Annotated in this window: 18 protein-coding genes; 6 read left to right on the top strand and 12 right to left on the bottom strand. The window is 69.3% G+C overall.

Features of this window, described 5'->3' with window-relative positions:
- Positions 1-103: 103 nt before the first annotated feature.
- Positions 104-1,546, top strand: coding sequence for a glutamate decarboxylase (locus OG741_RS22445; protein WP_405600580.1), 1,443 nt, complete (start codon positions 104-106; stop codon positions 1,544-1,546).
- Here the strand turns inward: OG741_RS22445 and OG741_RS22440 are convergent, their stop codons facing one another.
- The 4 genes from OG741_RS22440 to OG741_RS22425 all read right to left on the bottom strand — a co-directional run bounded on the left by OG741_RS22440 (position 1,547) and on the right by OG741_RS22425 (position 5,271).
- Positions 1,547-2,188 (bottom strand): PadR family transcriptional regulator, encoded by a 642-nt coding sequence (locus tag OG741_RS22440; RefSeq protein WP_405600578.1) that lies wholly within the window; start codon positions 2,186-2,188, stop codon positions 1,547-1,549.
- A 43-nt stretch (positions 2,189-2,231) separates the two neighbouring features.
- Entirely contained in the window at positions 2,232-2,780 is a 549-nt protein-coding gene (locus tag OG741_RS22435) for a DinB family protein (protein ID WP_405600576.1), read from the bottom strand.
- A gap of 100 nt (positions 2,781-2,880) precedes the next feature.
- Entirely contained in the window at positions 2,881-4,338 is a 1,458-nt protein-coding gene (locus tag OG741_RS22430) for an aldehyde dehydrogenase family protein (protein WP_405600575.1), read from the bottom strand.
- A gap of 69 nt (positions 4,339-4,407) precedes the next feature.
- Complete coding sequence (locus OG741_RS22425; protein WP_405600572.1) at positions 4,408-5,271, bottom strand: helix-turn-helix domain-containing protein; 864 nt, start codon at positions 5,269-5,271, stop codon at positions 4,408-4,410.
- Between the two features lie 334 nt (positions 5,272-5,605).
- On the opposite strand from OG741_RS22425, the gene OG741_RS22420 reads away from it, so the two are divergent.
- Positions 5,606-6,115, top strand: coding sequence for an ATP-binding protein (locus OG741_RS22420; RefSeq protein WP_405600570.1), 510 nt, complete (start codon positions 5,606-5,608; stop codon positions 6,113-6,115).
- Positions 6,116-6,283: 168 nt separating this feature from the next.
- Here the strand turns inward: OG741_RS22420 and OG741_RS22415 are convergent, their stop codons facing one another.
- The 5 genes from OG741_RS22415 to rpmG form a co-directional block, all read right to left on the bottom strand.
- Positions 6,284-6,517 (bottom strand): DUF397 domain-containing protein, encoded by a 234-nt coding sequence (locus OG741_RS22415; RefSeq protein WP_142214438.1) that lies wholly within the window; start codon positions 6,515-6,517, stop codon positions 6,284-6,286.
- A 241-nt stretch (positions 6,518-6,758) separates the two neighbouring features.
- Entirely contained in the window at positions 6,759-6,998 is a 240-nt protein-coding gene (gene rpsR / locus OG741_RS22410; protein ID WP_405600568.1) for a 30S ribosomal protein S18, read from the bottom strand.
- Entirely contained in the window at positions 6,998-8,134 is a 1,137-nt protein-coding gene (locus OG741_RS22405; RefSeq protein WP_405600566.1) for a CobW family GTP-binding protein, read from the bottom strand. The genes rpsR and OG741_RS22405 overlap by 1 nt, the downstream gene beginning before the upstream one ends.
- A complete protein-coding gene (locus OG741_RS22400) occupies positions 8,131-8,379 on the bottom strand; it encodes a type B 50S ribosomal protein L31 (protein ID WP_405600564.1) in 249 nt (82 codons plus the stop codon). The genes OG741_RS22405 and OG741_RS22400 overlap by 4 nt, the downstream gene beginning before the upstream one ends.
- Before the next feature lie 19 nt (positions 8,380-8,398).
- Complete coding sequence (gene rpmG, locus OG741_RS22395) at positions 8,399-8,563, bottom strand: 50S ribosomal protein L33 (RefSeq protein WP_266479761.1); 165 nt, start codon at positions 8,561-8,563, stop codon at positions 8,399-8,401.
- A 67-nt stretch (positions 8,564-8,630) separates the two neighbouring features.
- On the opposite strand from rpmG, the gene rpmB reads away from it, so the two are divergent.
- The 4 genes from rpmB to OG741_RS22375 all read left to right on the top strand — a co-directional run bounded on the left by rpmB (position 8,631) and on the right by OG741_RS22375 (position 10,618).
- Positions 8,631-8,867 carry a 50S ribosomal protein L28 gene (rpmB, locus tag OG741_RS22390; protein WP_324987944.1) on the top strand — a complete coding sequence of 79 codons (237 nt, stop codon included), beginning with the start codon at positions 8,631-8,633 and terminating at the stop codon, positions 8,865-8,867.
- Positions 8,867-9,172 carry a 30S ribosomal protein S14 gene (rpsN, locus tag OG741_RS22385; RefSeq protein WP_405600561.1) on the top strand — a complete coding sequence of 102 codons (306 nt, stop codon included), beginning with the start codon at positions 8,867-8,869 and terminating at the stop codon, positions 9,170-9,172. The genes rpmB and rpsN overlap by 1 nt, the downstream gene beginning before the upstream one ends.
- Before the next feature lie 38 nt (positions 9,173-9,210).
- Positions 9,211-9,681: a hypothetical protein gene (locus OG741_RS22380; protein ID WP_405600558.1), complete on the top strand. Its 471-nt coding sequence runs from the start codon at positions 9,211-9,213 to the stop codon at positions 9,679-9,681.
- Between the two features lie 262 nt (positions 9,682-9,943).
- Positions 9,944-10,618 carry a hypothetical protein gene (locus OG741_RS22375; protein ID WP_405600556.1) on the top strand — a complete coding sequence of 225 codons (675 nt, stop codon included), beginning with the start codon at positions 9,944-9,946 and terminating at the stop codon, positions 10,616-10,618.
- Between the two features lie 60 nt (positions 10,619-10,678).
- On the opposite strand, the gene OG741_RS22370 is transcribed toward OG741_RS22375, so the two are convergent.
- The 3 genes from OG741_RS22370 to OG741_RS22360 all read right to left on the bottom strand — a co-directional run bounded on the left by OG741_RS22370 (position 10,679) and on the right by OG741_RS22360 (position 13,333).
- Complete coding sequence (locus OG741_RS22370; RefSeq protein ID WP_405600555.1) at positions 10,679-11,839, bottom strand: DUF2786 domain-containing protein; 1,161 nt, start codon at positions 11,837-11,839, stop codon at positions 10,679-10,681.
- A 47-nt stretch (positions 11,840-11,886) separates the two neighbouring features.
- The gene (locus OG741_RS22365) at positions 11,887-12,384 is read right to left on the bottom strand and encodes a hypothetical protein (protein WP_405600552.1); all 498 of its coding nucleotides are present in this window, start codon (positions 12,382-12,384) and stop codon (positions 11,887-11,889) included.
- A gap of 109 nt (positions 12,385-12,493) precedes the next feature.
- A complete protein-coding gene (locus OG741_RS22360) occupies positions 12,494-13,333 on the bottom strand; it encodes a nitrilase-related carbon-nitrogen hydrolase (RefSeq protein ID WP_266479773.1) in 840 nt (279 codons plus the stop codon).
- Positions 13,334-13,383 lie beyond the last annotated feature (50 nt).

The following is a 13,383-nucleotide window of genomic DNA, read 5'->3' as shown; positions in this document are numbered from 1 at the left end:
TCGTTACGCGTCCCAGCCTCACGCCTCACGTTGCGTGAGGTGCAAGCCCGTACGAGCCTGAGAACTGACCGCACACCCATGCGCCAGGAAGGCGATACCGACGATGCCACTCCACAAGGGCGCGGCCGCCCCTCCCCACAAGGACGGCTCCGCCGAGCACACGCCGGAAATGCGCAGGCTCGCGGTCAATCCCTTCTTCGGTGCGACCGACCCGACCAGCGGAATGACCGCGGCCCCGCCCACGCACCGACTTCCGGACGGGCCGCTTCCGCCCATGACGGCGTACCAGCTGGTGCACGACGAGCTGATGCTGGACGGCAACGCACGGCTCAACCTCGCCACCTTCGTCACCACCTGGATGGAGCCGCAGGCCGGGGTGCTGATGGCGGAGTGCCGGGACAAGAACATGATCGACAAGGACGAGTACCCGCGCACCGCCGAGCTGGAGCGGCGTTGTGTGGCCATGCTCGCCGACCTGTGGAACGCCCCGGACCCGGCCACCGCCGTCGGCTGCTCGACCACGGGCTCCAGCGAGGCCTGCATGCTCGCCGGGATGGCGCTCAAACGCCGTTGGGCGCAGCGCCACGCGGACCGCTATCCCGGCGCCGCCCGGCCGAATCTGGTGACGGGTGCCAATGTCCAGGTCTGCTGGGAGAAGTTCTGCAACTTCTGGGAGGTCGAGGCGCGTCTCGTGCCGATGGAGGGCGACCGCTTCCATCTCGATCCGCAGGCGGCGGCCGATCTCTGCGACGAGAACACCATCGGCGTGGTGAGCGTGCTGGGCTCCACCTTCGACGGGTCGTACGAGCCCGTCGCCGAGGTCTGTGCCGCGCTGGACGCCCTTCAGGAGCGTACGGGCCTGGACATCCCGGTCCATGTCGACGGGGCGTCCGGCGGGATGGTGGCGCCGTTCATCGACGAGGATCTGGTCTGGGACTTCCGGCTGCCGCGGGTCAAGTCGATCAACACCTCCGGGCACAAGTACGGCCTGGTCTACCCGGGGGTCGGCTGGGCGCTGTGGCGCTCACCCGAGGATCTGCCGGAGGATCTGGTCTTCCGGGTCAACTATCTGGGCGGCAACATGCCGACGTTCGCCCTCAACTTCTCCCGTCCGGGCGCTCAGGTCGTCGCGCAGTACTACACGTTCCTGCGGCTGGGCAGGGAGGGCTACCAGGCCGTTCAACAGACCTCCCGGGAGATCGCCTGCGGGCTCGCGGACCGGATCGGGGCGCTGGAGGAGTTCCAGCTCCTCACAAGAGGCGACCAGTTGCCGGTCTTCGCGGTCACCACCGCGCCGGACGTGAAGAACTTCGACGTCTTCGACGTCTCGCGGCGGCTGCGCGAACGAGGCTGGCTGGTCCCCGCCTACTCCTTCCCGCCCAACCGCGAGGACCTCTCGGTACTGCGACTGGTGATCCGCAACGGGTTCTCGGCCGACCTCGGCGAGCTACTGCTGGACGATCTGAACCAGCTGCTGCCGGAACTGCGCCGCCAGCAGCACCCGTTGAGCACGGACTCGGCGCGGGCTTCGGCGTTCCACCACTGATCAGCGCTCGTCGTGCGGGTGCCGCTCGCCCGTCGCGTACGGGTTCTCCTCGCCCTCCGCGAGCACCCCCGAGAAGGGCTCCCCCTCCCCCGCGAACACGTACGCCCCGTCCTCGATCCGCCGGATCAGCCCTCGCGTCCACTCCGCGCCGAAGTCCGCCGAGCCCACCCACATGTTCATGATTTCGCCGATGTGCCCGATCGACTCGGGCCCCGCCTCCGGTGTGTAGTACTCCGTCACCGAGGTCCGCCACTCCTCCAGGCCGCGTACGCGCTCCTTCAGCAGGGCCACGGCATCCTCCCGCGCGAGATCGACGATGAAGCCGATCCCCGCCGAGAGCACGTCCATCTTCTCGTCATAGGCCGTCAGGGACTCCCGCAGCAGCCTGAAGAACTCTTCGGTGCCCTTCTCGGTGATCTCGTACTCGGTACGCGGCGGCCCGCCGGCCGTGGACGGCGCGGTCTCGTGGGCGCGCAGCAGTCCCTGCTTCGCCATCTGCTTCAGCGCGTGGTAGATCGATCCCGGCTTGGCGTTGGACCACTCGTGCGCGCCCCAGTACTCCAGATCGTTGCGGACCTGGTAGCCGTGCGCCCGCCCGTGCTGGCGTACGGCCCCGAGGACCAGCAGCCGGATCGCTGACATCCGCGTACCTTTCTATTCAACTTTGAATAGGGTACGGCCGGGCTCAGCCCCAGCTCTGGCCGCTCTCCAGCGCCACCAGCTCGAAAGCGCCCTTGCCGTCCAGCGACTCGCGGATGATGTCGGCGTGCCCGGCGTGCCGGGCGACCTCCTCGACCAGGTGCAGCAGCATCCAGCGCATGGACACAGCGGCGTCCTTGGGGAACCAGGGCGCGGGAGGCAGCGGGAAGGTGTCGTTGAGGCTCGGTACGGAGTGGATGAAGGCCTCCGTCTCCTTGACCACCTCGTCCCAGAAGGCCAGCATCCCCGGGATGGTCTCGTCGCCCACCAGCCGGAAGCTGTCCTGCCAGGTCTCCTCGGTGCGCTGCTTCTCGTTCGTTCGCTGCTGCGCCCGCCGCAGCCAGCCGAGCTCCGTTTCCGCGACATGCTTGAGCAGCCCGGAGAGCGAGAGCTCACTGGCGCTGGGCCGGCTCGCGGCCTGTTCCTCGGTCAGCGCGAGTACCGAGCGGCGGATCGCGCCGCGCTGCGCCTCGATGAAAGCGAGCAGCGCGCCGCGCTCGTCGCCGTGAGCCTCCGCGGGAACGTGAGTGACCATGATGTCCGCCCTTCCGAGCCTGGTTGTGCCGTTCTGACACCGACCAGGCTAGTGACCCTTGCGGTCAGCTTCTGTCCGCAAGGGGGCTGCGCCCCGGAAATCAGAACGGGAACTGCGAGCGTCCGTGCTGCACCGAGATCCACTTCTGGGTGGTGAACGCCTCGATCATCGACTCGCCGTTCAGCCGCCCGCTGCCCGAGTGCTTCTCGCCGCCGAAGGGCACGATCGGCTCGTCGTGGACCGTGCTGTCGTTGATGTGGATCATCCCGGTGTTGATGCGCTGGGCGATCCGTACACCGCGCTCGATGTCAGCGGTGTGCACCGCGCCGCTCAGGCCGTACGGAGTGTCGTTGGCGATCCTGACCGCCTCGTCCTCCCCGTCGAAGGGCACGATCAGGGCCACCGGGCCGAAGATCTCCTGCTGCAGGACGGGCGAGTCGGCTTCGAGCCCGGTCAGCACCGACGGGCGCACCAGATTGCCCTCGGAGCTGCCGTGCAGCAGCGCCGTCGCGCCGGCCTCCACGGTCTGGTCGACGAGCGCCGTGACCGCGTCCGCCTGCGTGGAGTTGATGAGCGGGCCGATGTGGGTGGCAGGGTCCTTGGGGTCGCCGACCTTGAGGCTCTTGACCTTGGCGACGAACTTCTCGGTGAACTCCTTCTCCACCGTCCGGTCCACCAGTACACGGTTGGCGGCCATGCAGACCTGGCCCTGGTGCACGTAACGGCTGAAGACCGCCGCGTCCACCGCGTAGTCGATGTCCGCGTCCTCCAGCACGATCAGCGCGCTGTTGCCGCCCAGTTCGAGGATCGCGCGCTTGAAGTTGGCCGCGCAGACCGTGGCGACATGCCGCCCCACCTTGTCGGAGCCGGTGAAGGAGATCGCCTTCGGCACCGGGTGCTCCAGCAGCGCGTCGCCGATCTCCGCTATGTCGGTGATGACGACATTGAGCAGCCCGGCGGGCAGGCCCGCGTCCTCGAAGACCTTGGCGACCAGGGACCCGCCGCAGATCGGGGTGTTCTGGTGCGGCTTGAGGACGACGGCGTTGCCCAGCGCCAGCGCCGGGGCCACCGACTTGATGGACAGCAGGAACGGGAAGTTGAAGGGGCTGATGACACCCACGACGCCCACCGGCAGCCGGTAGACGCGGTTCTCCTTGCCGTCGACCGGCGAGGGCAGGATCCGTCCCTCGGGCCGCAGCGAGAGCTGCACCGCCTCGCGCAGGAACTCCTTGGCGAGGTGGAGTTCGAAGGCCGCCTTCAGATGCGTGCCGCCGAGCTCCGCGATGATCGTCTCGGTGATCTCCTGCTCGCGGTCCTCGATGATGCGCAGGGCGCGCTCGAAGACAAGGCGGCGGGCGTACGGATTGGTCGCGGCCCAGGCCTCCTGCGCACGCTCGGCGGCGCGGTATGCCTGGTCCACCTCGGCGGCAGTGGCAACGGGGATCGAGGCCAGCTTCTCCCCGTCGTACGGGTTGAAGTCGATGATGTCCCAGGAGCCGCTTCCCGGCCTCCACTCGCCATCGATGTACTGCTGGGCCAGCTCGGTGAAGAAGGACATGTGATCCGATTCCTTACCGCAGAAGACTGCAGAAGCAGATGCCTGATGTGGCGTCATCGTACTTGTGTTTCAGATGAGTTGAAGAAGACCCCGAAGAAGATCCCGGGTCTCGGACGGATCCGGGCTGTCCTCGTGCAGACGCCTCATCACCCGTTCGTACTGGGCCACTTCCTCGCGCTTGTCGAGATACAGGGCGCTGGTCAGCTGCTCCAGATAGACGATGTCGGAGAGGTCGGACTCGGGGAAGCGCAGCATCGTGAACGAGCCGCTCTCGCCCGCGTGCCCGCCGAAGCTGAAGGGCATCACCTGGAGCGTGATGTTCGACTGCTCGGAGATCTCGATGAGATGCCTCAACTGGCCCTGCATCACCGAGCGGTCGCCGTAGGGCCGGCGCAGCGCGGCCTCGTCGAGGACGGCATGGAAGCGAGGGGCGCGCTCGGAGACCAGAACCTTCTGGCGTTCGAGGCGGAGCGCGACGCGGCGGTCGATCTCGGCCGTGGGGGCGTCGGGGATGCCGCGGGAGACGACGGCATGGGCGTACGACTCGGTCTGCAGCAGGCCGTGCACGAACTGCACTTCATAGATACGGATGAGCGAGGCGGCGCCCTCCAGACCGACGTACGTCTGGAACCAGCCCGGCAGTACATCGCCGAAGCTGTGCCACCAGCCGGCGACATTGGCCTCCTTGGCGAGACCGAGGAGGGACTCGCGCTCCGCGTCGTCGGAGACTCCGTAGAGCGTCAGCAGATCCTCTACGTCCCTGGCCTTGAAGCTCACCCGTCCCAACTCCATGCGGCTGATCTTGGATTCGGATGCCCGGATCGAGTACCCGGCAGCCTCCCGGGTGATGCCGCGTGATTCGCGCAGCCGCCTCAGCTGCGAGCCCAACAGGATGCGCCGTACCACCGAACCGCTCGACTCGCCTGCGGTCACGACCCCAACCCTCCCCATCGACTCATGGTCCGCCTCGACTCAACTCGCTTGTCCGACTTGCCGGAGCACCCCCGAACCCCGAGACCCGGGATTCTGCCACCAAAACGCTTCAGCCCGTACTCATTCGATTACGGAAATGAGACGGCCTTGGGAAGGGCTGGAAAGAGATTGGTGGAAGAAATGAGCAAGAACCGGCACGGGGTCGGACAGGTCCGGCGCGTGCACGTGCATCTGCCCTTGCATCTGCCCTACGCATTCGGAACCATGGACCTCGCGCACCTGCGTGCTCGTTCGTGTTGTAGCGTCACAGCCGCGATTCCCGGGAGTGCCTCGCATGGGGATGAATGGATCGACCATGCTCGCGCCGTTACGGCAGGGGCTTCCTCCAATTGATCCCGCTGCGGTCTCCAGCTCGGCCTCGTGCGCCCTGCCCGCCCGCTTCGAAGCGGTGCGCGGAGCACGGCAGTTCACCCGGACGACGCTTCGCCAGTGGGAACTGAGCGACCGTTTCGACGATGTCGCGCTGGTTGTCTCCGAACTCGTCACCAACGCACTGCGGCACGCGCTGCCCACGGAAACGCTTCGGGAGACCCAGGAACCTCCCGTACGGCTGCACTTGATGCGCTGGACGACCCGGCTGGTGTGCGCCGTGCGCGACCCCAGCCATGACAGCCCCGGGACGGCCGGGGAGAGCGACGACGCTCCCTTCCCGGATCCCAGTGGCGCGGCCGAATCCGGCCGGGGCCTTTTTCTTGTGGACTCCTTCAGCGACAGCTGGGGCTGGCACCCGCTCGCCGGGTCCCTGCACGGCAAGGTGGTCTGGGCGCTGTTCCGGCTCGCCTGAGCACGCCTAGGTCCTGTCCGGCCGATCTTGCCGGGCTCGCGTGCCCTGGCACGGCACCTCGCTGCGTTGTCGTCAGTCGCCGACGCTCCGCGTGGGCTCCATCCTCCGCCTTGCGATGCACCACGCCAGACCCCGCTCCCTGATCCGGCCTGATCGACCGGACAGGACCTAGACGAGGTGGTCGAACTCCCCGTCCTTGACGCCCAGAAGCAACGCTTCTATCTCCGCTGGCGTGTATACGAGTGCGGGGCCGTCCGGGTGCCGTGAGTTGCGCATCGCCACGTCCCCGCCGGGCAGCTTGGCGAACTCCACGCACGAGCCCTGGGAGTTGCTGTGCCTGCTCTTCTGCCAGACGACACCGTGCAGCTCCGTCGCCGCCATGCCGTTGTACACATTGGGCACAAGTCGCTCCCGGGGTGCAAGGTGCAGGTGTCAGCTATCCCGGATCATAGCTGTGTTCATATGCCGATGCATGGGCGGCAGCACGAGCAGATGCACGTGCACGCCGGGTGGCCCTGCGATTACAGCTCCGGCGGGGCAAACCAGACCGGCCTCCCGGAGCACCGTGGGGTGTTCCGGGAGGCTCGGGCGGCGCACGTCGAAGTGGTCGGCAATCGGCTGGAACGGCTGCGGGCCGTGGCGCCTACTTGCCGGAGGCGTACGGCAGCAGCGCCATCTCACGCGCGTTCTTGATCGCCAGGGCCAGCTGCCGCTGCTGCTGGGCGCTCACCCGCGTCACCCGGCGGCTGCGGATCTTGCCGCGGTCCGAGATGAATTTCCGCAGCAGGTCGGTGTCCTTGTAGTCGATGTACGTGATCTTCGCCTGGTCCAGCGGATTGGGACGGGACTTCAGCGGCTTGCGCGGCTCGGAACTGCGGGGCATCAGACCTCCAGGAGGGAGTCGAAGGCGGGCGGCAGCCGCTTCCAGGCCTCGCGGCCCGCGGCGTATTCGGCATCGGTCAACAGGCAGGATTCGAGGAGCTGTTCCAGGCCGTCACGGTCCAGGCCGGGCGAGGTGAAGACGAGATGCTGGCAGCAGTCCCCGTGTTCGGGGTGCCAGTCCAGCGCGGCAGCGGCCCGGCGCACCGGCGGGACCATCTCCCAGGCGGCGTCAGGAAGCGAGGCGAGCCAGGGGCCCGCGCTCTCCACACACAGCGCGCCGCCGGCCGCGTCCCAGGCCAGCAGGGTGTCCGGCCGGTCGGCGAGCCAGAAGCGGCCGCGGCTGCGGGCGGCCGCGCAGGTCAGGTCCTCCAGCGCCTGGTAGAGGCGCTCGGGGTGGAAGGGGCGGCGGCGGTGCCAGACGTACGTGGCCACACCGCAGTCGTCCGCGTCCTGAGGCAGCAGCGCACAGGCGGGGTGCTGGGCGGCGGCGGCCGCCTCGACGTCGAAGCCCGCCAGCGCCGCGCGCGCCAGCTCCAGCCCCGACAGAGTCACTTGGCGGGCGGTCGGATGCAGCTGGGCGAGCAGCGCCCGGTCCTCGTCGTCGGCCTCCTCGCTGTCGACGACGGCGAGCACGGGCGCGTACTCCAGCTGGCGCGCCCAGGTGTCGGCGATCGTGCGCTGGTCACCGGCGGCGGCCGCGAGCCCCGCGTCGATCAGGTCGTCGCCGTTGCCGAGGCACGGCAGCAGCAGCGCCGGGTCGACGGCGGTCATCACCGCGGTGACGGCGAGGCGCCCGCCTCCGTGCGCGGCGACGACCTCGGCCATGGCCTTGGGCTCGACCGAGTCCCAGAGCTCGACGATCGCGAGCCGGGTCGTGCCGCCGTCCGCGAGCCGTTCCAGCTCGGGCACCAGGTCCTCGCGCAGCGCACAGCAGGCGCAGTCGTTGACCAGCGGCGTCTCTCCGGTGCTCTGCACGCCGAGCGCGTCGCGGACGGTGCGAACGACCGTGCCCTGCACGGCGGTCGACAGGTCGTGGTGCAGCACGACGCTGCCCGGCACGGTGGCCAGCAGCCGCTCGACGACGGCCTTGCGGGCCTCGGAGTGCAGGCCGCAGACGAGCGCGACGGGGAGTCTCACTTCCGGCCCCCGTAACGCTTCTCGAAGCGCTCCACGCGGCCGGCCGTGTCGAGTACACGCGCGGTGCCCGTGTAGAAGGGGTGGCTCGCCGAGGAGATCTCGACGTCGATGACGGGGTAGATGTTGCCGTCCTCCCACTCGACCGTCTTCTCGCCGGTGGCGGTCGATCGGGTGAGGAAGGCGAAGCCGGCCGCCTTGTCGCGGAAGACGACGGGGCCGTACGCCGGGTGGATTCCGGGCTTCATGGGCTTGCTCCTCGGCGGGTCAGCGCTCTTCGCGGAAGTCGACGTGGCGGCGGGCGATCGGGTCGTACTTGCGCAGCGTCATGCGGTCGGGGTCGTTGCGGCGGTTCTTGCGGGTCACGTAGGTGAAGCCGGTGCCTGCCGTGGAGCGCAGCTTGATGATCGGGCGGAGTTCGTTGCGGGCCATGGGGTTAAGATAAATGGAAATGGTTTCCATTTCCAAATGGCACCAGCCAACGAGAGGTGAATCACCCGTGTCCGCGCACTGCCAGCTGACCGGCGCCCAGCCGGGCTTCGGCAACAACATCTCCCACTCGCACCGGCGCACGTCCCGCCGCTTCGACCCCAACATCCAGCGCAAGCGCTACTGGCTCCCGAGCGAGGGCCGCCATGTCCGGCTCACGCTCAGCGCCCGCGCGATCAAGACCGTCGACACGATCGGGATCGAGGCCGCGGTGGCCCGTATCCGTGCCCGCGGGGTGAAGGTCTGATGGCGAAGAAGAGCAAGATCGCCCGCAATGAGCGGCGCAAGGCGGTCGTGGAGCAATTCGCGGCGCGCCGGGCGGAGTTGAAGGAAATCATCCGCCGTCCGGGCAGCAGCGAGGCCGAACGGCGTGCCGCGCAGGACGAGTTGCGACGTCAGCCGCGCGACGCGAGCGCCACGCGCGTGCGCAACCGGGACAGCGTGGACGGCCGGCCGCGCGGCCATCTGCGGAAGTTCGGCCTGTCGCGCGTCCGGGTGCGTGAGCAGGCACACGCCGGGTTCCTCCCGGGAGTTCGCAAGTCCTCCTGGTAGCTTGGCGCGGTCTTGAATCCGACTAGGGGGACCGATAAGTGCACAAGCGCGTACGGATGTCAGTCGCCGCGGCGGGCCTTGTCGCCGCGCTCGCGCTGACCGGCTGTGGCAGCAGCGACAGTGACGACGCGGGCAAGGGCAAGGCCTCTGCCACACCCGCGGAAGCGGGCGGCGACGGAGGGTCGGCGAGTGGGAGCATCGACGGCGCCTGGTCCGGTGTGACCGACGGCAAGCCGATCGCGCTGTCCGTCTCGGGCAAGACCGCGGCGGTCGTCGCCGACGGTCATGTCTGCACGGGCGAGGTGACGGACCACGGCAAGCCGATGCTGTCGCTGAAGTGCGCGGACGGGAACACCGACCGCACGATGGGCTCCATCGAGTCCAACGACGGTACGAAGCTGGTGGTCTCGTGGGACGCGGGCGCGAAGGACACGCTCACCAAGACCGAGCCGGGCAAGCTGCCCAAGGGACTGCCGACGGGGCTGCCGACCGGCATTCCGGCTCCTTAGCGCCTCCGACGTCCTGACGTACGAGGTCAGCCGCGGGCCGCGGACCTTCACGGGTTCGCGGCCCGTCGTCGTGTCAACGTGGTCCGGCCCGGCGGCGATTGCACCGTCAACTACAACTTTGCCTTCTCTTGGTGTGGCTGCGGGGGCTGTTGGGACAGCCTCGCATGCACAGGCGGTGAGTTCGGACACATGCGGGAGCCTCAACTCCCGTGCGCAGACGTCCGGTTCACCGGCCCCCCATGCACGACCGAAAGGCACCAACATGACGATGAACCGCGCCATACGGCACGGCGGCCGACTACTGGCCCTGACCGTGGCGGCCTGCGGAATCGCGGCGGCGACCGCCCTGCCCGCATCCGCCGACGAGCAGCCGACACGGCCGGAGCTGACGGCGGACTGCGCCTCCGGCGAGGGCAAGTGCACGTTCAACTCCCCCCAGCTGGGCGAGGCGTACCTGGGTGAGTTCCGCCAGGTCTCCGACTCGCTCTACAACTGCAGTACGTCGGACGCCACTCAGTCCATGACCTGGAGCGACACCGTGGGCTCGACCGACTCGGTCGGCGTCTCGGTCACCGCGGGCGGCAAGATCGCGGGCATCATCGACCTGAGTGTGACGGCGACCTACAGCCACACCTGGACGAGCACGCACTCGGAGAGCAGCTCGCTGGGCATGACGGTCAAGCCCGGTGAAGTGGGCTGGATCTCCCGCGCCCAGGTGATGCAGAAGGTCTCCGGCACCTGGCAGACCCACTACGACAGCCCCAAGTGGGGTCACTACTACTGGTTCTGGGATGACACCGTCACCGGTCCTGCCGCGAACGGCACGGACGGCAAGAGCAACGCGGTGGTCGTCAAGAGCCGCAAGATGACCGACGCGGAGAAGCAGTCCTGTTCCGCCGATGCCCGCGAGGGCAGGGCGTTCGTCCAGGAGCGCTGACGCACGGCCCCTGCCCTGCCGTGGGGCGGGGCAGGGGCCCGCCGTCGCACGCCGGTCGACCTACGCGTCCCCTGCGCCCGAGCGGGACTGTTCACCGCCGAGCTTGTGGCGCTCCCGCGCCAGATGCGCTGTGTCCGCCGCCGCTCTGCCGTGGACCCAGCCCGCCTCGTCACTCGCTCCGCGCACCCGCGTGGTCGTCGTCTCGGGAAACATCCGCTCCGTGCGGTCCGTGACCGCCACGTCCCGCGCGGCCAGGACCGGCAGCAGGTCGCTTCCCTCGTCGGCCGTCACCGCGGCCGTCGCCGCCGTGAGGCGTTCGCCGAGGCGCGCGGCGTACGACATCAGGAAAGACTGCCGGAAGGTCTTCGTCCGCTTGCGGCCGCCCGCGCGCTGGGTCGCCTCCGCGCGGGTCATCGACGTCGTCCCCTGGACGAGCAGCGATGTGTAGAGCAGCTCGACCGCCTCCAGGTCGCCGTCGAAGCCGACGACCGTCGAGAATCCGAAGGCGCTGTTCCATACGGCGCGGCAACGGTTCGCCGATGCGACCGCGTCCAGCAGGATCGCCTTGGCCGTTTCGTAGGGGGCGTCCACGCCGATGCGGCAGGCGGCCGGCACATCGGGGCGATGGGTCTGCGCGGCGAGCATCGCCTCGTCCAGACTGTGCCGCGCCATCAGCTCCTGGGCCTTCGCGGTGAGCGCCTCCGCCTCCTGCGGATAGCCGGTCGCCTCCGCCTTGGCGAGCAGCGCCCGGATCCGGCCGAGCATGCGCGGCTCGTGGGGCGCGGGCTCGGCGGAGAGGGGCGCGCCGGGTATCGGGCCGACCGGTTCGATCGCGGGGAGCCGGATCAGCAGGCGGTACAGCTCCAGTACGGCGGTCGCGTACGAGAAACGGTCGGCGGTGTACGGGGGCTGCTTCAGCTCGTCGAGCTGGGCCCGCCAGCGCGGGGCGAGGTGCGCGTACCGCCCGCTCTCCCCCGTGATCAGCCCGGCGGCCAGCCGCTCGTGCTCGTCGTCGAGGTCGCGCCGTACAAGCCGTACGACATCGGCGGGCTGCCAGCCGCGCTCCCAGGCCCTGCGCAGGAACTCCTCGCCGCGCAGCCTCAGTTCGGCGTCGGCGGCCGGATCGGCGGCGAGCAGCGAGGCGCCGGTGTCGAGCCCTTCGTGGCCGTCGGCATACAACGCCACGGCAAGCGCCTTCTCGACCGTGCCGACCGTGCTCACGCCTCCGATGATCCCATGGGCGCCGGGGCTGCCCTCAGGGGTCGGCCTCAGGCCGTCGTGCGGCGCCCGCGGTACGCGAGCGTCACCGCCACCAGCAGCGGAGGCCAGGCGAGCAGCGGGACATAGCAGACCACCAGCACCGCGTCCTGGAGGGCACTGCCGTCCAGTCCGTCGCCCAGACCGGCGAACTGGGCGTAGAACGACCAGGCGCAGAGCACGGTCAGACCGGCCGCGCCCAGCAGCGCCGGAACGACCGCGGCGCCCGGCCGCACCCCCCGCCCGCCGATCAGCGGAATCCAGCGGGGCACCACCTCGCCCCACGGGCGGACGAGCCCGAGGGTCAGCAGCGCGAGGCACTCCGCGACCACGCTGAGCATGACGATGTACAGCCCCTCTCCCCAGTCTTGGACGGCCTGGGGGAGCAACGGCACCCCCGCCACCACGGCGATCCGCCACAGCCCGGACGGCAGGGTGACCAGCGGTACGGCGTGGGCCGCGAGCACGGCCCAGCGCGGCACATTCGGCAGAGCGCTCATCGTCAGCATGCGTTCATGCTCGGGCCGGGGGTGCGCCGGTGACATCGGCGTCCGGGAGCATCCCTCTCCGCCGCACGGCGGAGAGGGACGTACGACCATGCGGCGGCCCCAGGCAGACCTAGCTGTCCCCGCCCTCGTCGATCAGCCGCCGCACCTCGCGGTCGATCAGCCCCAGCCGCGCCTCCGCCACCAGCGGCACCGCCCGCCGCTGCCGCCGCGCCTCGTGGAGGTCGATGTCCACGGTCACGAGCCCGGGCTCCCACTTGGGCGCCTGGGCCACCACCGACCCACGCGGGTCGACCACCCGTGAACCGCCCCAGAACGAGGCGCCGTTCTCGCTCCCCACCCGGTTCACGAAGACGACCCAGCACTGGAGCATCCGCGCCGTATAGGTCAGCAGGCTGTCCCAGTACAGGCCCGTGTCCATCGCCTCCGGATCGAGGCTGGCCGCGCTGTTCGCCGGCACGATCACCACCTCCGCCCCGTCCTGCACGGCGAGCCACGGCAGCACCGGCTGCCAGGCGTCGTTGCAGATGAGCGTGGCCGCGCGACCGGCACCCTCCGGCAGGTCGTACGCGCGCACCAACTGGCCCGGGCTGACGTGCTTGCGCTCCTCCCACGCCAGATAGTTGGGCAGATACAACTTCCGGTGCGTGTGCAGGAGTTCACCGCCGCTGTAGTACGCGCAAGTGTTGTACGCCCGCAGAGAGGTGTGCTCGTGGAACCCGGCCATCACGTCGGGGCCGTACGTCCCCAGCTTGAGCAGCCGCGGATCGCGTGCCTGCACCGAGGTGTCCCGCCGCAGCGCGCCCAGGTGATAGCCGTGCAGGCTCAGCTCGGGGAAGACGACGAGATCCGCGTTCTGGGCGGCCGCCTGCTCGATCTGCTCCCGGGCCGTTTCGAGATTCGCGTCCACTTCGCCCAGTACACAGTCGGTCTGTGCCAGTGCCATTCGCATACAACGAGCCTGACAGCGGTGGCGCGATCGGGCACCTCCGGCGGGCCCCG

The sequence above is a fragment of the Streptomyces sp. NBC_01410 genome (genome assembly GCF_045040195.1).
Classification (GTDB): domain Bacteria; phylum Actinomycetota; class Actinomycetes; order Streptomycetales; family Streptomycetaceae; genus Streptomyces.
This window is presented reverse-complemented; position numbering and strand designations above follow the sequence as displayed.